Consider the following 20751-nt stretch of genomic DNA (forward strand, 5'->3'; position numbering starts at 1 on the left):
ACCCGATATCAATGAAAGTGGAAAACGACATGCGCGTAGGTATCGCAGGTGCTGGCTCTATTGCCTTTGGCACCGCTGCACTTCTTGAAAAACTGGGACACAAGGCAACGCTCTGGTCGCCGTCCGGCACCGGCACTGTGGCACTTGCCGAGGGAGAACGCCTCAGGGCCGAGGGCGCCATCGAAGGTACCTTCCTTCCGGCCGTTGCCAAGAGTGCGGAAGATCTCGTCCACGATACCGATGCGATCCTCATCGCGCTGCCGGCCTATGGCCACCGTTTCGTGCTGGACGCTATCGCGCCGCATCTGACCGCCGGCCAGGTGGTGATCTTCAGCTCGCACACTTCGTTCGGAGCGCTCTATCTCTCGTCGCTGCTGGCCGCACGCGGCATTACCTTGCCGATCGTTGCCTGGGGCACGACGATCGTCAGCGGCCGGAAGCTCGGCCCGGCGCTGGCGCATGTCAACACCATCCGCAAGCAGGTCGATCTGGCGACGCTTCCAGCATCGGAGAGTGCGCGCGGTCACGCGGTCTGCACGGCGCTTTTCGGCGAACATTTCGTCGATCGCGGCAGCCTGCTGGCCATCGCGCTTTCGAACCTCAACCCGCAAAACCACCTCGGCATCGCGCTCGGCAACATGTCGCGCATGGAGCGTGGCGAAAGCTGGGTGCAGGCCCAGAACGTCACCCCCAACATCGGTCGCCTATTGGAGACGCTCGACCGTGAGCGGCTGGCCGTCGCCGAGAGGTTGCAGCTGAAGGTGCGTGACATCTTCCAGCATTTCCACCTGTCGTTCCATGTGCCGGTCAGCACCATCTCGCAGATGAACCAGGAAATGTACCAGGCCGGAAACAACGGTACGGGCCCTGCGACGGCCGATAGCCGTTACGTGACGGAAGATGTCCCCTTCGGTCTGGTGGTCACGGCGCAGCTCGCGCGTCTCGCCGGATGCCCGGCAGACCTGCACGAGGCGGGAATCCGCATCTTTTCGGCCATGTACGGCCGGGACTTCGAAGGCGAGAACGACCTCCTTCCGGAACTGGGTCTCGAGCAACTGGATCTCGAAGGTCTCGATGCGCTCTGCCGCACCGGCTTTCCGCCCGTTGCCGCTGTCGATCGAGCCGAGAGGGGCGTGCCTGAATGAGCGACCGCTTCCTGTCCCATCTCCGATCAGAACTCGAGGGCCTGAGGACGGCCGGGTTGTACAAGTCGGAGCGTGTGATCACCTCGAAGCAGGCGGGCGAGATTGCGGTCGCCTCGGGCGAGCGGGTGCTCAACTTCTGCGCCAACAACTATCTCGGCCTGGCTGACAACGAGGAGCTGGCGGAGGCCGGCAAACAGGCGCTCGACCGCTACGGCTACGGCATGGCCTCGGTGCGCTTCATCTGCGGTACGCAGGAGGAGCATAAAGCACTCGAGGCCCGGATCTCGTCGTTCCTCGGCATGGAAGACACGATCCTCTATTCGTCGTGTTTCGACGCCAATGGCGGCCTGTTCGAAACGCTCTTGGGCGAAGAGGATGCGATCATCTCCGACGCGCTCAACCACGCCTCGATCATCGACGGCGTGCGGCTGTCGAAGGCCAAGCGCTTCCGTTATGCCAACAACGACATGGCAGCGCTGGAAGAGGAGCTGAAGAAGGCCGAGGGCAGCCGCTTCAAGCTGATCGCCACCGACGGTGTGTTCTCGATGGATGGCATCATCGCCAATCTCAAAGGGGTCTGCGATCTCGCCGACAAGTACGGCGCCATGGTCATGGTCGACGACAGCCATGCGGTCGGCTTCGTCGGCAGACATGGTCGCGGCTCGGCCGAACATTGTGGCGTCGAGGGCCGGATCGACATCATCACCGGCACGCTCGGCAAGGCGCTTGGCGGTGCCTCCGGTGGTTACACCTCGGCCAAGACCGAAGTGGTCGACTGGCTGCGCCAGCGCTCGCGTCCCTATCTGTTCTCCAACACGCTGGCGCCGGTGATTGCCGCGGCCTCGCTCAAAGTGTTCGATCTGATCGAGAACGGCGATGCGCTTCGCGAAAGGCTTTACGCCAATGCGAACCTCTTCCGCTCGGAGATGTCGAAGCTCGGCTTCACGCTGGCCGGCGAAGGCCACCCGATCATCCCGGTCATGCTCGGTGATGCAGCCCTTGCTCAGGAGATGGCGGCACGCATGCTGAAGAAGGGCGTCTATGTCATCGGCTTCTCCTTCCCGGTGGTGCCGAAGGGCCAGGCGCGCATCCGCACGCAGATGTCGGCAGCGCATAGTGAAGCGGACGTCCGCCGGGCGATCGCCGCCTTCGAAGAGGTCGGCCGCGACCTCGGTGTGATCTGAGGGAGAGACCGATGACGAACATGATGAAGGCGCTGGTGAAGTCGAAGCCGGAAGAGGGCCTCTGGATGGAGCGCGTGCCGGTGCCGGAGATCGGCCCGAACGACGTGCTGATCAAGGTGAAGAAATCGGCGATCTGCGGCACGGACGTGCACATCTGGAACTGGGACCAGTGGGCGCAGAAGACCATTCCGGTGCCGATGGTCGTCGGCCACGAGTTCATGGGCGAGATCGCCGAGGTCGGCTCGGCGGTCACCAAGTACCATGTCGGCGAGCGGGTCTCGGGCGAGGGCCACATCGTCTGCGGCAAGTGCCGCAACTGCCGGGCCGGGCGCGGGCATCTCTGCCGCAACACGCTCGGCGTTGGCGTCAACCGGCCGGGTTCGTTCGGCGAGTTCGTCTGCCTGCCGGAGTATAACGTCGTGCCGATCCCCGAGGACGTGCCGGATGAAGTCGCGGCGATCTTCGATCCGTTCGGCAATGCGGTGCACACCGCCCTTTCCTTCGATCTCGTCGGCGAGGACGTGCTTGTGACCGGCGCCGGCCCGATCGGCATCATGGGGGCGATGGTCGCCAAGCGCTCGGGCGCGCGCAAGGTGGTCATCACCGACATCAACCCGACGCGGCTGGCGCTCGCGAAAAGCGTCGGCATCGATCATGTCGTCGACGCGTCGAAGGAGAACCTTGCCGACGTGATGAAGGCGATCGGCATGACCGAGGGTTTTGACGTCGGGCTGGAAATGTCCGGTGCAGCACCCGCCTTCCGCGACATGATCGACAAGATGAACAATGGCGGCAAGATCGCCATCCTCGGCATCGCACCCGCCGGCTTCGAGATCGACTGGAACAAGGTCATCTTCAAGATGCTCAACCTCAAGGGCATCTACGGCCGCGAGATGTTCGAGACCTGGTACAAGATGATTGCCTTCGTTCAAGGCGGCCTCGACCTCTCCCCGGTCATCACCCACCGCATCAAGATCGACGAATTCCGCGACGGCTTCGAAGCGATGCGCTCCGGCAACTCCGGAAAGGTCGTCATGGACTGGTGAGGCCGCAAGGGCCGGCCTGATCCGGCCCGGTCGACCCCATCCGAGAAAAATTGTCTTTTGTCACTAGAACTAAGAATGCGTTTTATGCACTATTGATCGTCAACCATGCAGGGAGCGCATGATAGCCGATGGAAGTACGCGATCTCGAGGCCTTTCTCGCCGTTATGTCGACGGGCAGCATCACAGGTGCTGCCCGCCTGCTCGACCGCTCGCAGTCGCAGGTGACGCGCCTGATCCAGGACCTGGAGACGTCGCTCGGTTTTGCGCTGTTCGAGCGGAATGGCCCGAGGATCGCGCCGACCGACAAGGGCATTGCCTTCCATGAGGATGCGGAGCGTTTTGTCAGCGGCATCGGGCACCTGCGCAATCGCGCCAAGGCAATCGCCGGCAAGGAACCCGAGCCGATCGAGATCGCCGCAACGCCGGCCTTTGCCAGCGGCATCATCCCGATCGCACTTGCCGAACTGCCGGAACATCTGCTGCCCCACACGATCAATCTGCGCAGCATGCCGGCCGAGGCGGCCGTGCAGTCGGTGTTCGCGCGCACGGCCGATTTCTGCGTGACCTCGCTGCCGGCCGATCAGCCGGGCCTGGAGGTGCAAGGCTTCTTCGAAGGGCGCTGCGTCGCCGCCGTTGCGCCGCACGATCCGCTGGCGGCGAAAGACGTGATCTCGATCGCCGATCTCGCCGGGCGCACGCTCGTCACCATGTCCAATCCGTTTCGGCTGCGCCACAGCGTCGATGAAGTGCTCGATGCAGCCGGCGTGCGTCCCAATCGCATCATCGCGACCAACGCGGCGCAAAACGCTGTGCAAGTCGCATCGCTCGGCCTTGGCGTGGCGATCATCGAGCCGGCGACCGCCTATGGCCTGCAATCGGCGCCCATCGTCGTTCGGCCTCTCGACGTCGAGATCCCCTTCCTGTGGGCGATCCTGTCGGCCGGCTCGCGCCCGCTTTCGGCCGGCGTCCGGGAACTCATTCAACGGATAGCGCGGATCGCGTCGGAGCGGATGCCGGATCTCATCGTGCACGATCCCAAGCAGATGGCGCGTATCGCCGAAAGAAGCTTTGCCGGCAGGAACGCCGGCAATGGTGCGCTGCCGGACAACCCGGCGGCGAAATAAAGGGGAGCAAAAAGCTCTGAACGCTCACATGGAAATTGAGCCTGCTAAAATGAGGAGAACGAGATGAACAATTTTGACGTTACCCGCCGATCGGCCATGAAGCTGTTGGTAGCCGGGGCGGGGGTGCTCGCGGCACCTTCGATCATCCGCCCGGCCTTCGCCCAGAGCAAGGTCGTGAACATCACGACCTACGACAAGTTCGTACCGCAGTCCTTCATCGACCAGTTCCAGAAGGATACCGGCATCGAGGTGCGCATCCGCCTGACCGACGACCAGGGTAAGCAGTACAACCTCTTGACCGCCGAGGGTGCCGCACCTTCCACCGATATCGTGACCGTCACCGGTCACCGTCTGTCGCAGTTCATGAAGTCGAACCTGCTCTCGACGCTCGACACCGGGCGGCTGAAGAACTGGGGCAAGCTCGCCGCCGCCTACAAGGGCGCGCCGCAGCTCACCGTCGACGGCAAGACCTTCGGCGTGCCGCTGCTTGCGGGCTTCGAGGGCCTCGTGCGCAACACCGAATACGCCAAGGCCTCCGACAGCTGGGAGATCATGTTCGACGAGGAAAACAAGAACCTGACGTCTTACATCGTCAGCGACTTCCTCTCGATCGTCATGCGCTACCAGGGCAACGACGGCGACTACGTGACCTATGGCGACAAGCCCGATGTTGCGCAGGCCGCCACGAACCAGGCCCGCGACTTCCTCATTCAGCACAAGGACAAGGTCCGCAAATACTACGACGCCGGCTCCGAGCTGCAGCAGATGTTCGTCAACGAGGACATCTATCTCGCGCAGGCCTGGTCGGGACCGGCCGCCAAGCTCGTCATGGACGGTCATCCGATCGAGATCTCGGTGCCGAAGGAAGGTACGTTCGGCTTCCTCTATTCGTTCAACATCGTCAACAACGCGCCGAACGCCGACGCCGCTTACACCTTCCTCGACGCCATCCTGTCGTCGCCGGAGATTGGTGCTGCGATGACCCGCCAGTCCGGCTTCTCGTCGGCCTTCGACGGCGTCGACAAGGTGCTTGACGACAAGGAGCGCGCCGCGCTGTCGCTGCCGCCCGAGCAGGTCGAACGCATCCAGTTCTTCAGCTCGGTCAACCGCGACATGAAGAACGAGATGATCGACAAGGCGACCGCCGAGATCAAGTCGGCCTGACCTCTCGAAATCCGGGCGATCGGCTGAGGCCGGTCGCCCGTCAAAAAAATGGACTCTTCCAGAGCCGGGAACAAACAGAATGCTGGATACGACAACACAACCGCCATCCGTCGGTTTGTCGACGATGCCGCGCTATGCCGGATGGATCGGCAGGGCGGCGCGCTCGGGGCTATACCGCCATACGATCGGACTGCTCGTCGAAAGCCGGCGCGTGCGTCTCGCCGTGCTCGCGGGCGTACCGCTTGTCTGGATCGCCATGCTGCACATCGGCCCGATCCTGCAGATGGCCAATATCAGCCTTCTTGCCAACTACCCGCCACAGCCGGACAAAAGCAGCGAATACACGCTTTCGAACTACGCGCTGTTCTTTTCCGACCGGCTCTATTTCCTGCCTTTCGTGCGCAGCCTGATTTTTGCAGCTGTTGTTACGATCTCGACGCTGGTGATCGTCTATCCCGTTGCCTATTACGTCGCGAAGATCGTGCAGCCGAAGAACCGGATGCGGGCCCTGCTGCTGTTGCTCATCCCCTTCTGGGCAGGTGAGCTGATCCGCACCTTCTCGGTCATCATGCTGCTTGCCAATCGCGGGGCGCTGAACGTGCTGCTGCGCGAATTCGGCTTCATCGACCGGCCGATCCCGATGCTCTACACCTTCTTCTCGCTGAGCTTCGGCGTCATCTACCTGCTCGCGCTCTACATGCTGCTGCCGCTCTACTCGGCGATCGAGAAGATCCCGACGCCGCTGATCCAGGCGGCGGCCGATCTCGGCGCCGGCCCCTTCCAGCGGTTCCGCCGGGTCATCCTGCCGCTATCGAAGGACGGCATCGTGTCGGGCTGCAGCCTCGTCTACCTGACGGCTGTCGGCGTGTTCGCCGCACCGCTGCTGCTTGGCGGCCCGAACTCGGTCATCTTTCCCGAGGTCATCGCGACCCTCTTCCACGGGTCGAACGACAAATGGCCGGAGGGTGCTGCCTTCTCCATGATCATGCTCGTGGTGTCGCTGACAACCGTCGGGCTTTTCATGCGGGTCGTTGGCGGCCGCTCCGTTCGGCTGATGTGAGGACGGAACGATGCGAACCTATTTCAACGACCTTCCGAAAACCGCGCTTGGCGCTTCCTACTGGATTTTCGCCGTCTATCTGGTCTTGCCATTGGCGCTGATGATGGCGATGAGCTTCAAGGATGCGAACTTCATCGCTTTCCCGATCGGCAACTGGACGCTGTCCTGGTACGGCAAGGTGATCCAGGACAAGCAGTTCCTCGAAGCCTCGCTCTATTCGATCGGCATCGCACTCGCCACTACGATTTCGGCGACGATCATCGGTGTGTGGATCGCACTGCTCGTTTCGGCGGAAAACATCTGGGGCAAGGCGATCATCTTCGCGCTCGCCTGTCTTCCGGCCGTCGTGCCCGGGCTGATCAACGCGATCTCGATGCGCATTTTCATTCGCGCGGTCGACATTCCGACCGGAACCTTCGCGATCATCCTCGCCCATACGGTTCATGCGGTACCCTTCGTCGTCATCATGGTCTTGACGCGGCTGCGGTCGATGCCGGCCAATCTCGTCGACGCCGCGCGCGATCTCGGCGCCGATCCGTTCATCGCTTTCCTGCGCGTCACCATCCCCTATCTGATGCCGGCGCTCTTTGGCGGCATGATCTTCTGCGTGTTGACCAGCATCGACGACTTCGTCCGCACCTTCTTCCTCGGCGGCTACCAGCCGACCCTGCCCATGCTGATCTTCGCCAAGGTGCAAGGCGGCATGTCGCCGGAAATCAACGCCATGGCGACCATCGTGCTCGTCGTCACCACCGCCGTCGGCATCTATGCCGAGCATATCACCCGCCGTTCCAGGAGCTGACGCAATGCAGCCTGTCGTCCATTTCAAGAACGTCAACAAGTCCTATGGGGCGCTGACCGCCGTCGATGATCTCGATCTTGCGATCGCGCCCGGTCAGTTCGTCACGCTGCTCGGCCCTTCCGGCTGCGGCAAGTCGACGACGCTGCGCATGCTCGGCGGCTTCGACAGTCCGACCTCGGGGGAAATCTACCTCGAGGGCAAGCCGATCTCGCACCTGCCGCCGAACAGGCGCAACGTCAATATCGTCTTCCAGGACTACGCGCTCTTTCCGCACCTCACGGTTGGCCGCAACATCGCCTTCGGGCTCGAACTGAAGGGCATGGAGAGTGCGGCGATCCACAAGCGGGTCAGCGACCTCCTTGCCCTCGTCTCCCTCCAGGACCATGCCGAACGCATGCCGGCGCAGCTTTCGGGCGGGCAGCGCCAGCGCGTGGCGCTGATGCGGGCGCTGGCGCCCGATCCGAACGTGTTGCTCCTCGACGAGCCGCTGTCGGCGCTCGATGCGAAGCTCCGCCAGCAGATGCAGATCGAGCTGAAGTCGATCCAGAAGAAGACCGGCAAGACCTTCATCTTCGTCACCCACGACCAGGAAGAAGCGCTCACCATGTCCGACGTCATCGTCGTGATGAACAAGGGCAGGATCGAGCAGATGGGTGGTCCTGACGAACTCTACGCCCGGCCGCGCAGCCGCTTCGTCGCGAATTTCATCGGCCAGAGCAATTTTCTTGAAGGCACGGTCGCATCGGTTGCGGGCGGGATCGCCGCCGTCGAGTGGCGCGGCAATGTCGTGCATGCGGACGTGAACGGCACGTCGCCGATCCCGGGAGACGATGCCACTGTGGCGCTGCGTCCGGAGGCGGTGTTCTGCCTGTCGCGCAAGCCCGAGGACCGCCCGTCGATGAAAGGGCGCATCGACCAGCGCGTCTTCAAGGGCGCCCACACGTCACTGACCGTGGTTCTCGACAATGGCAGCACCTTGGTGGCGCAGATCGATCCGGTGGCGCTTTCGCATATCGAAGGGGACGACGTCTGGGTGGGGTGGCGCGACCGCGATGCCGTCCTGCTGGCGAAGTGAAGGGAGATCGGGGATGACCGACAGTCAAAAACAGCAACGGCTTGCCGCGCTCAATGCGAGGGTAAGGCAGGATCTGAGCTATCTCAACTATCCGCCGGCCAACTGGTCGAAGCCGGTGACGACGGCGGCGGGCGAGGACGTCAGCGATGTAGTCGTGATCGGCGGCGGCATGTGCGGGCTTGTTGCCTGGCATGCGCTCACGCGCGCCGGCATCGCCAATCTGCGCATCGTCGACCGCGCGCCCAAGGGGTTCGAGGGTCCTTGGGTCACCTATGCGCGCATGGAGACGCTGCGCTCGCCAAAAATCCTTCTCGGCCCGGCGCTTGGCGTTGCCTCGCTCAGTTTCCGCGCCTGGTTCACCGCGCTCCATGGTGAAGCGGAATGGGAGGAGCTCTTCCGCATCCCACGCCCGATGTGGATGGATTACCTGCGCTGGTATCGCGATGTCATGGACATCCCGGTCGAAAACGACACGCACGTCACCCGCGTCGTGCCGCGCGCCGATGGGCTGCTGGAACTCGAAATCGCCGGCGGAGCTAAGCCTGCGATCATCACCCGCAAGCTGGTGATGGCGACCGGCCGCGACGGGCTCGGCGAGCCGACCATTCCGGATTTCGTCAAGACCATGGAGCGGCATACCTCGTGGGCGCATTCGGCCGACGCGATCGACTTCGATCGCCTGAAGGGCAAACGCGTCGTCGTCATCGGCGTCGGCGCTTCGGCGGTCGACAATGCTGCAGAAGCGCTGGAGCAGGGGGCAGGGGAAGTCCGCCTTCTCGCCCGCCGCAAGGAGATGCCGACGGTCAACAAGCTGATGGGCATCGGCTCCTATGGCGTCACCGCAGGTTTTGCCGAGATTTCGCCGGAATGGCGCTGGCGGCTGATGGATTATGCGGCCAAGCAGCAGACGCCGGCACCGCACAATTCGACGCTGCGTGTCAGCCGGCATCCGAACGCCTACTTCCACTTCGATTGCGGTATCCGTTCGATGAAGGAGGAGGGCGGCGAGGTCGTCATCACCACCACGAACGGCCGCACCTTCCGCACCGATTTCGTCATCCTCGGCACCGGCTTCTCGATCGATCCGCTGAGCCGCAGCGAGCTTGCTCCCTATCAGGACCAGATTGCCTGCTGGGATGACCGCTACGCGCCGCCGGCGGGCGAAGAGAACCCCGGGCTCGGCCGCTTCCCGTGGCTGAACGGAGACTTCTCCTTTACCGAGAAGGAGCCGGGAACGGCCCCGTGGCTGAAGGACATCCATTGCTTTAACTACGGCGCTTCCGTCAGTGTCGGCAAGGTCAGCGGTGACATTCCCGCCATCAGCGAGGGCGCCCTGTGGCTGGCGCGCGGGGTCGCGGCTTCGCTCTTCATTCGGGATGTCGACTACCACTGGGAAGCGCTGATCGCCTACGAAAAGCCGGAACTCGACGGGACCGAATGGGTGGATGCCGACGCGCCGATGCCGGCACAGAAGACGGCCTGAACCTCCCGCATTTCAGATGACAGGAAAATCAATGACCGCTCCATCGACAAATGACGTGATCGACACGGTTCTCGGGCTCGATCGCTTTCCGGACCTGCAGGCGCTGCGCGAACAAAGGGCGAAGCTGAAGCACTTGAGCCAGACGAGCTATCAGGCCGCACTTCGCCCTGCCGACCCACGCAACTTCTCCTATGCGCTCCGGGCAGCCCTTGCCGCGCGCATGGCGGCACTCTGGAAGTCCCAAGAACTCTCCGCGCATTTCCGGGCCTTGCTTGAACGCGAGGAGGAGGCCGCCGCCCTGGTGTCGGTTGCCGATCCCGGCAACAGCACCGAAGCTGCCGATCCGCGCCTTCGGGCGATCCTCGCCCATGTCGATCTGGTCACGCTTTCGCCGAAGGAGGCGACGCGCGCCAATGTCGAGAAGCTGCTGGCCGCAGGCCTCGACGACCGGGACATCGTCACGCTCGCCGGCCTGATCGCCTTCGTGAACTATCAGGTGCTGGTGGTGGCCGGCCTAAAGATGCTGAGGGATAATTGAGATGTCGCAAGCCGTGCACGAATTCACCGTCGAAGCGCTCGACTGGAAGCCCTATGTCAAGCCGGTCGACGTCGAGACGGCGACGCCCGAACAGCTGGACGCACTGAAGATCACGCCGTCCAACAAGAAGATCTCGGACTATGTGCTGGTTCTCGCCAATGAGCCGGAAAGCTTGAAGGAGCGTACGCCGCTCTTCAACGACATCATGTATAGCGAGGGTGGGCTCTCGCGCGGTGGCCGGGAGATCGGCGCGCTTGCCGCATCCTTCGTCAATCGCTGCATCTATTGCGCCTCGGTGCATGCGGCGCGCTACATCCAGCTCGAAAAGCGGCCGGAGGTGGTCGACGAGATCTATGGCAGCGGCCTCGACGCGAACCTGCCGGAATTCGAGCAGGCGCTGTTCAATTTCGGCGTCGATCTCACGGCCCATCCCGACAATGTCGGCGCCTACCAGTTCTACCATCTGCGCGAGATCGGCCTCGACGACCTGCAGATCCTCGATCTCATCCATGCGGTCGCGATCTTCGGTTGGGCCAACCGGCTGATGCATACCCTCGGCGAACCACACCGGCTGGATTGAGTGAAACACGCGTCCGACCACCCTGCGGTCACGGTCCGCCCCTTCGACATCGCGCATCGCGACGTGCTTCGCATCGCGTTGCCGATGATGATCGCCTATCTTTCGAGCCCGCTTGTCGGGCTCGTCGCAACCGGCGTCATCGGCCAGTTGCGCGACGAGACCCTGATCGGCGGCGTGGCGCTTTCGACCGTCATCTTCGACGTGATCTTCGTCACCTTCAATTTCCTGCGCGGCGCCACCACCGGCTTTACCGCCCAGGCGCTCGGGGCAGGTGACCGGCGCGAAGAGCAGCGCATGCTCGCAAGCGGCCTCATCATCGCGCTCGTCGCAGGCCTGGCACTGCTGGTTCTTCAAAAGCCGATCGGCGCGCTTGGCCTTGCGGCCATGGGCGCGGAAGGCAAGGTCGCCGAAGCAGCCGCAACCTATTTTGCCTGGCGCGTATGGTCGGCGCCCTTCGTTCTCTTCAATTTCGTGGTCTTCGGCTGGATCATCGGGCGTGGCGATGCGCTCTGGGGCATGATCCTGCAAACCCTGCTGAATGCGCTCAATGCCGGCTTGAGTGTGCACTGGGTCCTCGGTCTCGGCTGGGGCGTGGCAGGCGTTGCGGCCGCCTCGCTCGTCGCCGAAGCCGTCACGGCGGTGGCGGGGCTCTATCTCATCTGGGCAAAGACCGACCGGAGTGCGTGGAACCTTCCGGATCTGACGGCCTTCCGCCGCGCCTTTTCGGTCAATGGCGACATGATGATCCGTTCCTTCGCGCTTTTGATCGGGCTGTCCTTCTTCACCCGCCAGAGCGGCATGCTCGGCATCGAAATCCTTGCGGCCAACACGATCCTGCTGCGCTTCTATTTCTTCGGCGTCGCCTTTCTCGATGGGGTGGCAACGGCGGCCGAGCAGCTGGCAGGCCGTGCCGTCGGCGCACGTTATCGGCCGGCTTTCGACCGTGCCGTTGGTTTGACCACGGTATGGGGATTCGTCTTTGCCGGGCTCGTCGCGCTCTGTCTCTTCGTGGCCGGCGACTGGGTGATCGGCATCACTGCCCCGTCGGAAAGCGTGTCAGCACTTGCGCACGCCTACCTGCCCTATGTCGCCGCCCTGCCGATCTTCGGCATCGTCGCTTTCCAGATGGATGGCGTCTATATCGGCGCCACCTGGTCGAAGCAGATGCGAAACCTGATGGTCGCTTCGCTGGTGATCTATTTTGCTGCCTGGGCGGTCCTGCAGCCGGTCTTTGGCAATGACGGATTGTGGATCGCGCTGATCCTGTTCCAAAGCGCTCGCAGCGTCGCCTTCCGGCTCATGTTGCCGCGGCTCGCCGACCGCACTTTTGCTGCGGTGCGGCAGTAACCGCGCTTTAGCGTTGCGCTATGCCCAGTCTCGGGTCGACGGCAACAGAGGCAGGGCCAGCGGATTGGCAGCGCGCCCGGCAACCTGCTCGGCCAGCAGAAGTGCTGTCGTCGGCCCCAGGGTGAAGCCCTGGTGCCCATGGCCGAAGTGAAACCACAGGCCATTGTGACGACTGGGCCCGACGACGGGAAGCATGTCGGGCATGCAGGGACGGGTGCCCGACCAAGGCGCCGCTTCGATGGGGTCGCGCAGCGCAAAAAGCGTGCGTGCGGCGTTGACGGCATGCCGTATCTGTCGCGATGCGGGGGCGGCGCCGAGTGGCGCCAGGTGCGCGCCGGTCAGGACCCGCCACCCGGCGTTCATGGGGGCGATCAGGGCGGAGCTGTCGATGTCCAGCATCGAAATGCGCGGGCCGTCCTTGCCGCCGAAGTGCCAGTGGTAGCCGCGCTTTAACACCATGGGGACACGATAGCCGAACCGCGCCACAAGCATCGGCGACCAGGGCCCGAGGGCGACGACCGCGTTTTCAGCCGTGATATCGCCACCCTCCGACAGCACCCGCCAGCCGGTGCCGGTCTGCTGCAACGACATGGCATCGCCTTGGGCGACCTTCCCGCCGCGGGCAACGAAGAGCGCTGCGTAGCGCGAAACCAGATCGCCCGGGTCGCGGCAGGTCCAGGGCGAGGTCCAGTGGACCGCACCTGCCAGCCGGCTTTTGAGCGCCGGCTCGCTTGCCGCGAGTTCGTCTGACGTGAGCGCCCTAGACGGCACGCCGTACTCTCGTTTCAGGCGTTCGGCAGTCGAGACGGCCGCGTCGAGCTTTGCCGGCGAACGGTAGACCGCGCGCCAGCCGTCGCGAACGATCAGGTCGCCGGCATTGGCCGGCTCGATGAAGCGCGCGTGATCGTCGCTGGCCCTTAGCGCCAGCTTCGAATAGGCCGCGACGGTTCTCGCATAGGGTCCGGGCGCGGATTGCGTGAAATAGCGCCAGAGCGGCCCCGCCAGCTGCGGCATGTCGCCGAGCCGAAAGTCCGTATCGTTGCCGCGCTTCAGCGCCACCCTGACGATCTCTGCCAGGGAGCGCGGAAAGGCATAGGGTTCGACGGCCTCGGTCTGGATGATACCGGCGTTGCCGTAACTGGTTTCCCGGCCCGGCGCCTTGCGGTCGATCAGCACAACTTGGTGCCCGACCTCCTGCAAGGCGAGCGCGGTGGAAACGCCGACCATGCCGGCGCCGAGGACGATTGAGGTGGTCATGGATTGGTTCCGCGGAAATGCTCGTCAGAAGGTGAGGCGGGAATTGTAGCCGACCACGAATTGGATGAAGCGCGAGACGTCGACCATGTCGTCGCCCTGATAGCGGATCGTGTAGCCGTCGGTCCGCTCGACGCCCTTGAGATAGGAGAGATATTCGGCCGGGAGGCGGTTGCGGAAGACGATCTCAAGGACGGGGTTTTCCAGTTTGAACGGCTTTGCCGAACCGGCCCTCGACAATGCCTTCTTGACGCCCTCGCGGATCCGGCGATGGGCGACGGCCGGCGTCAGGGTGATGGCCGATTGCGTGCTGTAGACCTGCTTCACCGGCACCGTCACGATATCGCCGATCCGCTCCTTGATTTCCTCCAAGGCGACGTTGTCACCGGATGCGAGCAGCACCGGGATGCCGAAATGTCCGGCGATGGCGGCGTTGATGCCGGCCTCCGGCATAACGGTGCCATTGATGCGCACCTCAGCAAAGGCGGTGCCGCCGATCGTGTGCGACAGCACGCCGCTCGCATGGCTTGCGCCGGCGTGATGGCCGAGAAGCATGGCGCCGACGAAGGAACCGAGTTCGACGCCCTGCATCATCATCAGCGGCCGCGGCCAGCTGCGCACGACCTGCACATAGTCCGGCAGGCGGTCGATCAGGATGCTCTCGCCATTTCCGTGGGAATCGCTGAGGATGACCTCCTCCACACCTTCCTCATGCGCAGCTTCGCAGGCGTGAACCACGGTGTCGGTCATCCAGCGCCGGGCGTTCTCGTACTCGAAACCTTCGGGCATCAGTTGGTCGCGGCTCACGACCCCGACGATCCCCTCGATGTCAGCGGAAATATAGATGCGCATTCCTGCCTCCCCGGTCAGCCGCGCAAGCGCGGATAATGCATTTGACTTTCCGACGATAAACATAGTTTTATCATTAGAAAATATCTTTCTTGATGGGCGGGAGGCGAAAATGAAACTTTTCATCGCGGGGCTGGATACGGAGACCAACACCTTCTCGCCCATGCAGACCGGTATCGAGGCCTTCCGCGAAAACCTGATCGCCTATGGCGACGCCACCGGCAAGCCGCTCAACTGCTGCTCTTCGCAAATGTTCGTCTGGCGCAACGCCGCTGAGGATAAGGGTTGGGACGTGGTCGAGAGCCTGTGCGCCGTGGCCGAGCCCGGAGGCAAGACGACGCGGGCGGTCTATGAGAGTTTCCGCGCCACCATCCTCGACGATCTCAAGGCCGCTCTGCCGGTCGACGCCGTGATGCTCGCCCTGCACGGCGCCTGCGTCGCCGATGGCTACGACGACGTCGAAGGCGATCTGCTTGCGCATGTTCGGGAAGTGGTGGGGCCCGATGTGCCGGTTGCGGCGGAACTCGACCTGCACTGTCACATCACCGACCGTATGCTGGCCAATGCGACCATGATCGCCACCTATAAGGAATATCCGCATACGGACATTGAAGAGGTTGCCGAACAACTGTTCCAGCTGATGGAGCGCACACTTGCCGGCGAGGTGCGGCCGACTATGGGCCTCCATGATTGCCGGATGATCAACACCTTCCACCCGCATCGCGCGCCGTTGCGCGGCATTGTCGACCGCATGAAGGCGATGGAAGGGCAGGATGGCGTACTCTCGGTTTCCTTCGGCCACGGCTTCCCTTGGGGCGACGTGGAAGACGTCGGCGCCAAGATGCTTGTGGTGACCGACAACGACCCGGAAAAGGCCGCGCGCACGGCGCGATCTTTCGGCCGGGAGATCTTCGAGGCGCGCGAAGAGATGCGCGGAGACTATCTTAGCATTGACGAAGCCCTCGACCGGGCGGTTGCCGCTAAGAACGGCCCGATCGTGATCGCCGATGTCTCAGACAATGCAGGCGGCGGCGCGCCTGGAGATTCGACGTTCATCCTGCGTCGCATCATCGAGCGCGGCATCGAAGACGTGGCTTCCTGCCTCTACTGGGATCCGATTGCGGTGCGTATGTGCCGCGAAGCGGGAGAGGGCGCCACATTGGCGCTGAGGATCGGCGGCAAGGTCGGGCCGGCCTCCGGCGACCCGCTCGACCTGACGGTAACGGTCAGGCGCGTGGCCTCGGGCATCACCCAGCGCTTCGGGCCGACGCCGCTTGGCATCGGCGATGCCGTGTGGGTCTCGGCCGGCAGCATCGACATCGTGCTCAACACCGTGCGTACCCAGACCTTTCATCCGGAATGCATGACGGCGCTCGGGCTCGATCCGGCGAAGAAGAAGGTCGTGGTGGTGAAGTCCAGCAACCACTTCCGTGCCGGCTTCGAACCCATTGCGCGTGACATCCTCTACGTCAGCGCGCCGGGCGCCTTGCAGCCGACTTTCGAGGATCTGGCCTTCACCAAGCTGACGCGCCCCTATTGGCCAAAGGTCGACAACCCGTTCGCCGAATAGGAGGCAGCAGGAAGCTGCAAGTGGTTGCGGGGCAGGGATTGCCTTCAACACGATGTTGCTTTCGGCCACGTATTATAGGAAATGGTTTTCCTATCATGCCAATCGGATTCTGTGTTGCGGGCGGGCGAACCCCGGCGAGCACTTCGATGGCTGCAGGCAAATGGAGACGCCAACGATGACCGACGCGAAATCCAGCCTCGGCGAGATCCTCAAGGATATTCGCAATCGCAACCGCTGGACCTTGGCCGAAGTCAGCTCCATGACCGGGCTTGCGGTCTCGACCCTGTCCAAGGTCGAGAACAACCAGATGCAGCTGACCTACGACCGGTTGATCCAGCTTGCCCAGGGCCTCAAGGTCGACATCGTCGAGCTGTTCGGGACGATGTCTGGCGCGGAAGACACCCCTAGCATGCTCGGGCGGCGCACCTATACCAAATCCGGCGACGGGCGGGAAATCGTCACGCAGAACTACGACTATCTCTATGTCTGCACGGAGATTTCCAAGAAATCGATGGTCCCGATCCTGGCGATGGCGCGGGCGCGCACGCTCGAGGAGTTCGGAGCGCTGATCCGCCACAAGGGCGAGGAATTCTTCTACGTCCTCGACGGTGAGCTGGAGCTCCACACCGAGATCTATGCGCCGCTGCGGCTGAAGAAGGGCGATTCCTGCTACTTCGACGCCATGATGGGGCACGCCTATCTGAGCGTCAGCGACGAGCCGGCGCAGATTCTCTGCGTTTGCTCGACCCCGGAAACCGAGCTGGTTTCCACGCTGGCAAACGCGCAGACGATCAAGCTCAAAAGCTGATCAAAACTAAAAAACGAATACGATAAGAAAAAATATTGCACTTAGGAAAATCGTTTCCTAGTCTAGCACTGCGGTGGATGCCGGGAGGGCATCGCACGCCGCAGTTCTGGGGAGGACTACGAAATGAACGGTTCCAAGTGGAAATCGATCGGCATTGCTTTGCTTCTGGCATCGACGCCGCTTTCCGGCGCCCTTGCTGCGCAGGACGTGCTGGTGCTGGCGCGCGCGGAAGATCCGCCGACAGCCGATCCGGGCTTTGAGATCAGCAACAGCGGCTACACGCTCACCTATGCCGCCTATGAACGGCTCGTTGCCTACAAGGGTGCCTCGACGGAAGTCGGGCCGGAACTCGCCGAAAGCTGGACGGCCGACGATGCCGGCCTCGTCTGGACCTTCAAGATTGCGGCCGGCCACAAATTCGATGACGGTTCGCCGGTCGATGCGGCCGCCGTGAAGTTCAGCTTCGATCGGCTGATGAAGCTGAAGGCTGGCCCGTCCGACGCGTTCCCGGTGCTGAAGGAGGTCGAGGTCGTCGATCCGCAGACCGTGAGATTTCACCTGACCGCGCCGTTTGCGCCTTTCATCTCGACGCTGGCCGTTTCCGGCGCTGCGATCGTCAATCCCAAGGTGATGGAGCATGAGAAGGATGGCGACATGGCGAAGGCCTGGCTTGCCGAACATTCGGCCGGCAGCGGGCCCTATCGCATCGCCTCCTGGGAGCGCAACCAGAGCATCGTGCTCGACCGCAACGAACATTACTCGGGTAGCCAGCCGGCGCTGAAGCAAGTGGTCATCCGCATCGTCGGCGACGTCTCTGCCCGTCGCCTGCAACTGACCAACGGCGATGCCGACATCATCGAACAGATCCCGCTCGATCAGGCCGAGGCGCTGCAGAAGGATGCCTCCGTCGTCGTCGAGAGCAATCCCAGCATGTATGTGAACTACATCTACATGAACAATCGCCAGCCGCCGCTGGACGATGCCAAGGTGCGTCAGGCGATCTCCTATGCGGTCGACTACCAGGGCATCATCGACGGCATCATGCTCGGTCAGGCCAAGCAGATGCGCGGCGCCGTGCCGAGCGGCATGTGGGGGCATGATCCCCAGGGTTTCCAGTACAGCTACGACATCGAGAAGGCCAAGGCGTTGCTTGCCGAATCCGGCAAGGGCGACATCCATTTGACCTATACCTTCTCGCAGGCCGATCCTGCCTGGGAACCGGTCGGTCTGGCGCTGCAAGCCTCTCTCGCAGAAATCGGCGTCAAGCTCGATCTGCAGGCGGTCGCCGACACGACGAAGCGCGAGTTGGTCGCCAATGGCAAGTTCGACATGGCGCCCGGCGCCTGGACGCCTGATTTCGCCGACCCCTACATGTTCATGAACTACTGGTTCGACGCCGGTAAGATGGGCGGTCCGGGCAACCGCTCCTTCTACAACAACAGCAAGGTGACGGGTCTCGTCCAAGAGGCAGCTTCGATCGTCGACGAAGCAAAGCGCAAGGCTCTCTACATCGAGGCGCAGAAGCTTTCGACTGACGACGCGCCGTATCTCTACATCATGGAGAAGAACGACATCTTCGCCCGCCGCGCCGCGGTGAAGGGCTATGTCTACAATCCGATGCTGATCCAGGTCTACAACTTTGGAACGATGTCGAAGACGGAATGAGCAGGAACGGTCAGGCTGCGCTTGACCGACCTCGTTTCCCGGAAACCTGCCGCCGGCCTCAGGGCCACGGCGGCAGGGTTCATCGTTTCCCAAGCTAGGCCGGGGTTCCCGTGCCGGAAGGGCTGACGTCCATGGCAATCACCCGCATCATTCTTCCGCGCCTGATCCTCTTGCTCTTCGTTGTGCTCGGGGTCGCGGTCATCACTTTCACGATCTCGCACCTCATCCCCGGCGATCCGGCGCGCATGATCGCGGGCGACCGGGCAAGCGCCGAGACACTTGAAAATGTCCGGCGCAACCTGGGTCTCGACCGGCCGGTCGTCGAACAGTTCACCATCTATATCGGCAATCTGCTGCAGGGCGATCTCGGCACGTCGCTACGCACCAATCGCCCGGTTGCCGCCGATATCCGCACCTTCCTGCCGGCGACGCTGGAGCTTGGAACGGTCGCGCTCTTCATCGCGATCTGTCTCGGCGTGCCGCTCGGTGTGCTCTCGGCCGTCTACAAGGATGGTCCAATTGATCAGGTGGCACGCACGGTCTCGGTCTGCGGCATCTCCATGCCGGTCTTCTGGTTCGGCCTGATCCTGATCTATGTGTTCTATGCGAAATTCCAGATCCTTCCCGGCAGCGGGCGCCTGGCCATGGGCATCGTGGCGCCCGAGCGCATCACCGGCTTCCTGCTGATCGACTCGTTGTTGCAGGGCCGTTTCGACGCATTCCGCAGCGCGCTTTACCACATCATCCTGCCGGGCTTCGTTCTGGCTTTTGCCAATATGGGCGTGATCACGCGCCAGATCCGCGCCTCGATGCTCGATGTCCTCCAGGAAGACTACATCCGCACCGCCCGTGCCAGCGGCCTGCGCAAGGGCATGATCATCTTCAACTATGCGCTCAGAAACGCGCTCATCCCCTCGATCACCCTGCTCGGGCTCGCGCTCGGCGACCTTCTCTATGGCGCGGTGCTGACCGAGACGATCTTCGCCTGGCCGGGCATGGGAACCTATGTCGTGACCTCGATCCAGACGCTCGATTTTCCCGCCATTATGGGCTTCACCATCGTCGCATCCGTCGGCTATGTGCTGATCAACCTCCTGGTCGATCTCGCCTACATGCTCGCCGACCCGCAGATCAGGGAGGTCTGATCATGTCCGCCGTCATGCCGACAGAGCCTGTCGCGTCGAACGCAGCAATGCGCGGGACGAAGTCCTTCTCCGAGCGGCTGCGTTATCTCTGGTACCTCAGCCGCCGCAGCCCGCTGACGCTGGTGGGCGTCGCGATTATCCTGCTCGTTCTCGTGATGATCATCGCCGCACCTGTGATTGCGCCCTACAATCCGGACAAGGTGTCGCTGACGGCGCGCCTGTTGCCGCCAAGTGCTGCCCACTGGTTCGGCACGGACGAGGTCGGCCGAGACCTGTTCTCGCGGGTGATCTACGGGGCAAGGGCGTCCTGTGGCGCCGCCTTCATGATCGTCCTGATCTCGATGTCGGTCGGGGTGCTGATCGGCTGTTTCTCGGGCGTCGTCGGCGGCCGGGTCGACACCGCCATCATGCGGCTGATGGACGTCGTGCTCGCCCTGCCGGCATTGGTCCTCGCCATGGCGCTGGCCGCAGCCCTTGGTCCGAGCCTGTTCAATTCCATGCTCGCGGTGGCGATCGTGCGCATCCCCGCCTATGTGCGCCTGGCCCGCGGCCAGACGCTTTCGCTGCGCGAGCAGATCTTCGTGAAAGCGGCGCGCACCTTCGGCGCCTCGCCTTTCTATATCCTGCGCTGGCATATCCTGCCGAACGCGATGTCGCCGATCATCGTCCAGGCAACGCTCGATCTCGGCGGCGTCGTGCTGATCGCAGCCGCCCTCAGCTTCATCGGCCTTGGCGCCCAGCCGCCGACCGCCGAATGGGGTGCGCTGGTCAGCAGCGGTCGCAGCTGCATGCTCGATCAATGGTGGTACGCGACCTTCCCGGGCCTTGCCATTCTGATTACGGCCATGGGGTGCAATCTCGTCGGCGACGGCATTCGCGACATGCTCGACCCGCGCTTGAGGGGCAGATGAA

The 20751-nt window shown here is 63.0% G+C and carries 19 protein-coding genes; 17 read left to right on the plus strand and 2 right to left on the minus strand.

What is annotated here, in order from left to right; all coding sequences use genetic code 11:
- Positions 1-29: 29 nt before the first annotated feature.
- The 12 genes from JVX98_RS06620 to JVX98_RS06675 all read left to right on the plus strand — a co-directional run bounded on the left by JVX98_RS06620 (position 30) and on the right by JVX98_RS06675 (position 12548).
- Positions 30-1145 (plus strand): NAD/NADP-dependent octopine/nopaline dehydrogenase family protein, encoded by a 1116-nt coding sequence (locus JVX98_RS06620; protein ID WP_205236232.1) that lies wholly within the window; start codon positions 30-32, stop codon positions 1143-1145.
- Positions 1142-2329 carry a glycine C-acetyltransferase gene (locus tag JVX98_RS06625; RefSeq protein WP_205236233.1) on the plus strand — a complete coding sequence of 396 codons (1188 nt, stop codon included), beginning with the start codon at positions 1142-1144 and terminating at the stop codon, positions 2327-2329. Before JVX98_RS06620 ends, JVX98_RS06625 begins: the two co-directional genes overlap by 4 nt.
- Positions 2330-2340: 11 nt before the next feature.
- Positions 2341-3375, plus strand: a complete 1035-nt coding sequence (gene tdh / locus JVX98_RS06630; protein WP_205236234.1) for an L-threonine 3-dehydrogenase — start codon at positions 2341-2343, stop codon at positions 3373-3375.
- Positions 3376-3503: 128 nt separating this feature from the next.
- Complete coding sequence (locus tag JVX98_RS06635) at positions 3504-4499, plus strand: LysR family transcriptional regulator (protein WP_205236235.1); 996 nt, start codon at positions 3504-3506, stop codon at positions 4497-4499.
- A gap of 63 nt (positions 4500-4562) precedes the next feature.
- Positions 4563-5663, plus strand: coding sequence for an extracellular solute-binding protein (locus JVX98_RS06640; protein ID WP_205236236.1), 1101 nt, complete (start codon positions 4563-4565; stop codon positions 5661-5663).
- 79 nt (positions 5664-5742) lie between these two features.
- On the plus strand, positions 5743-6723 hold the full coding sequence (locus JVX98_RS06645) for an ABC transporter permease (RefSeq protein WP_205236237.1): 981 nt from the start codon (positions 5743-5745) through the stop codon (positions 6721-6723).
- Positions 6724-6733: 10 nt separating this feature from the next.
- Entirely contained in the window at positions 6734-7525 is a 792-nt protein-coding gene (locus tag JVX98_RS06650) for an ABC transporter permease (RefSeq protein WP_192450441.1), read from the plus strand.
- A gap of 4 nt (positions 7526-7529) precedes the next feature.
- Positions 7530-8600, plus strand: coding sequence for an ABC transporter ATP-binding protein (locus JVX98_RS06655; RefSeq protein ID WP_043614933.1), 1071 nt, complete (start codon positions 7530-7532; stop codon positions 8598-8600).
- Between the two features lie 13 nt (positions 8601-8613).
- Positions 8614-10083 carry an NAD(P)-binding domain-containing protein gene (locus JVX98_RS06660; protein ID WP_205236238.1) on the plus strand — a complete coding sequence of 490 codons (1470 nt, stop codon included), beginning with the start codon at positions 8614-8616 and terminating at the stop codon, positions 10081-10083.
- Between the two features lie 31 nt (positions 10084-10114).
- Positions 10115-10621, plus strand: coding sequence for a CMD domain-containing protein (locus JVX98_RS06665; protein ID WP_192450443.1), 507 nt, complete (start codon positions 10115-10117; stop codon positions 10619-10621).
- A 1-nt stretch (position 10622) separates the two neighbouring features.
- Complete coding sequence (locus JVX98_RS06670) at positions 10623-11201, plus strand: peroxidase-related enzyme (RefSeq protein WP_205236239.1); 579 nt, start codon at positions 10623-10625, stop codon at positions 11199-11201.
- The gene (locus tag JVX98_RS06675) at positions 11202-12548 is read left to right on the plus strand and encodes an MATE family efflux transporter (RefSeq protein WP_246764815.1); all 1347 of its coding nucleotides are present in this window, start codon (positions 11202-11204) and stop codon (positions 12546-12548) included. It begins immediately after the preceding gene.
- Positions 12549-12566: 18 nt separating this feature from the next.
- Here the strand turns inward: JVX98_RS06675 and JVX98_RS06680 are convergent, their stop codons facing one another.
- Positions 12567-13805, minus strand: a complete 1239-nt coding sequence (locus tag JVX98_RS06680; RefSeq protein WP_205236240.1) for an FAD-binding oxidoreductase — start codon at positions 13803-13805, stop codon at positions 12567-12569.
- A gap of 24 nt (positions 13806-13829) precedes the next feature.
- Entirely contained in the window at positions 13830-14654 is an 825-nt protein-coding gene (locus JVX98_RS06685; RefSeq protein WP_205236241.1) for a M55 family metallopeptidase, read from the minus strand.
- Positions 14655-14763: 109 nt separating this feature from the next.
- On the opposite strand from JVX98_RS06685, the gene JVX98_RS06690 reads away from it, so the two are divergent.
- The 5 genes from JVX98_RS06690 to ddpC all read left to right on the plus strand — a co-directional run bounded on the left by JVX98_RS06690 (position 14764) and on the right by ddpC (position 20750).
- Positions 14764-16221 (plus strand): M81 family metallopeptidase, encoded by a 1458-nt coding sequence (locus tag JVX98_RS06690; protein ID WP_205236242.1) that lies wholly within the window; start codon positions 14764-14766, stop codon positions 16219-16221.
- 175 nt (positions 16222-16396) lie between these two features.
- Positions 16397-17029, plus strand: a complete 633-nt coding sequence (locus tag JVX98_RS06695; RefSeq protein WP_205236243.1) for a helix-turn-helix domain-containing protein — start codon at positions 16397-16399, stop codon at positions 17027-17029.
- Positions 17030-17152: 123 nt separating this feature from the next.
- Complete coding sequence (locus JVX98_RS06700; RefSeq protein WP_205236244.1) at positions 17153-18694, plus strand: ABC transporter substrate-binding protein; 1542 nt, start codon at positions 17153-17155, stop codon at positions 18692-18694.
- 131 nt (positions 18695-18825) lie between these two features.
- Positions 18826-19839 carry an ABC transporter permease gene (locus tag JVX98_RS06705; protein WP_205236245.1) on the plus strand — a complete coding sequence of 338 codons (1014 nt, stop codon included), beginning with the start codon at positions 18826-18828 and terminating at the stop codon, positions 19837-19839.
- Between the two features lie 47 nt (positions 19840-19886).
- Positions 19887-20750 carry a D,D-dipeptide ABC transporter permease gene (ddpC, locus tag JVX98_RS06710; RefSeq protein ID WP_246764873.1) on the plus strand — a complete coding sequence of 288 codons (864 nt, stop codon included), beginning with the start codon at positions 19887-19889 and terminating at the stop codon, positions 20748-20750.
- Position 20751 lies beyond the last annotated feature (1 nt).

Source organism: Ensifer sp. PDNC004 (genome assembly GCF_016919405.1).
Taxonomy (GTDB): Bacteria; Pseudomonadota; Alphaproteobacteria; order Rhizobiales; family Rhizobiaceae; genus Ensifer.

What these genes read in the sequence shown, in the direction of transcription:
- JVX98_RS06705 (WP_205236245.1), top strand. Translation starts at nt 18,826, where the DNA reads ATGGCAATCACCCGCATCATTCTTCCGCGCCTGATCCTCTTGCTCTTC.
- JVX98_RS06660 (WP_205236238.1), top strand. Translation starts at nt 8,614, where the DNA reads ATGACCGACAGTCAAAAACAGCAACGGCTTGCCGCGCTCAATGCGAGG.
- JVX98_RS06680 (WP_205236240.1), bottom strand. Translation starts at nt 13,805, where the DNA reads ATGACCACCTCAATCGTCCTCGGCGCCGGCATGGTCGGCGTTTCCACC.
- JVX98_RS06645 (WP_205236237.1), top strand. Translation starts at nt 5,743, where the DNA reads ATGCTGGATACGACAACACAACCGCCATCCGTCGGTTTGTCGACGATG.
- JVX98_RS06655 (WP_043614933.1), top strand. Translation starts at nt 7,530, where the DNA reads ATGCAGCCTGTCGTCCATTTCAAGAACGTCAACAAGTCCTATGGGGCG.
- JVX98_RS06700 (WP_205236244.1), top strand. Translation starts at nt 17,153, where the DNA reads ATGAACGGTTCCAAGTGGAAATCGATCGGCATTGCTTTGCTTCTGGCA.
- JVX98_RS06685 (WP_205236241.1), bottom strand. Translation starts at nt 14,654, where the DNA reads ATGCGCATCTATATTTCCGCTGACATCGAGGGGATCGTCGGGGTCGTG.
- JVX98_RS06665 (WP_192450443.1), top strand. Translation starts at nt 10,115, where the DNA reads ATGACCGCTCCATCGACAAATGACGTGATCGACACGGTTCTCGGGCTC.
- ddpC (WP_246764873.1), top strand. Translation starts at nt 19,887, where the DNA reads ATGCGCGGGACGAAGTCCTTCTCCGAGCGGCTGCGTTATCTCTGGTAC.
- JVX98_RS06670 (WP_205236239.1), top strand. Translation starts at nt 10,623, where the DNA reads ATGTCGCAAGCCGTGCACGAATTCACCGTCGAAGCGCTCGACTGGAAG.
- JVX98_RS06690 (WP_205236242.1), top strand. Translation starts at nt 14,764, where the DNA reads ATGAAACTTTTCATCGCGGGGCTGGATACGGAGACCAACACCTTCTCG.
- tdh (WP_205236234.1), top strand. Translation starts at nt 2,341, where the DNA reads ATGACGAACATGATGAAGGCGCTGGTGAAGTCGAAGCCGGAAGAGGGC.
- JVX98_RS06695 (WP_205236243.1), top strand. Translation starts at nt 16,397, where the DNA reads ATGACCGACGCGAAATCCAGCCTCGGCGAGATCCTCAAGGATATTCGC.
- JVX98_RS06625 (WP_205236233.1), top strand. Translation starts at nt 1,142, where the DNA reads ATGAGCGACCGCTTCCTGTCCCATCTCCGATCAGAACTCGAGGGCCTG.
- JVX98_RS06640 (WP_205236236.1), top strand. Translation starts at nt 4,563, where the DNA reads ATGAACAATTTTGACGTTACCCGCCGATCGGCCATGAAGCTGTTGGTA.
- JVX98_RS06650 (WP_192450441.1), top strand. Translation starts at nt 6,734, where the DNA reads ATGCGAACCTATTTCAACGACCTTCCGAAAACCGCGCTTGGCGCTTCC.
- JVX98_RS06620 (WP_205236232.1), top strand. Translation starts at nt 30, where the DNA reads ATGCGCGTAGGTATCGCAGGTGCTGGCTCTATTGCCTTTGGCACCGCT.
- JVX98_RS06635 (WP_205236235.1), top strand. Translation starts at nt 3,504, where the DNA reads ATGGAAGTACGCGATCTCGAGGCCTTTCTCGCCGTTATGTCGACGGGC.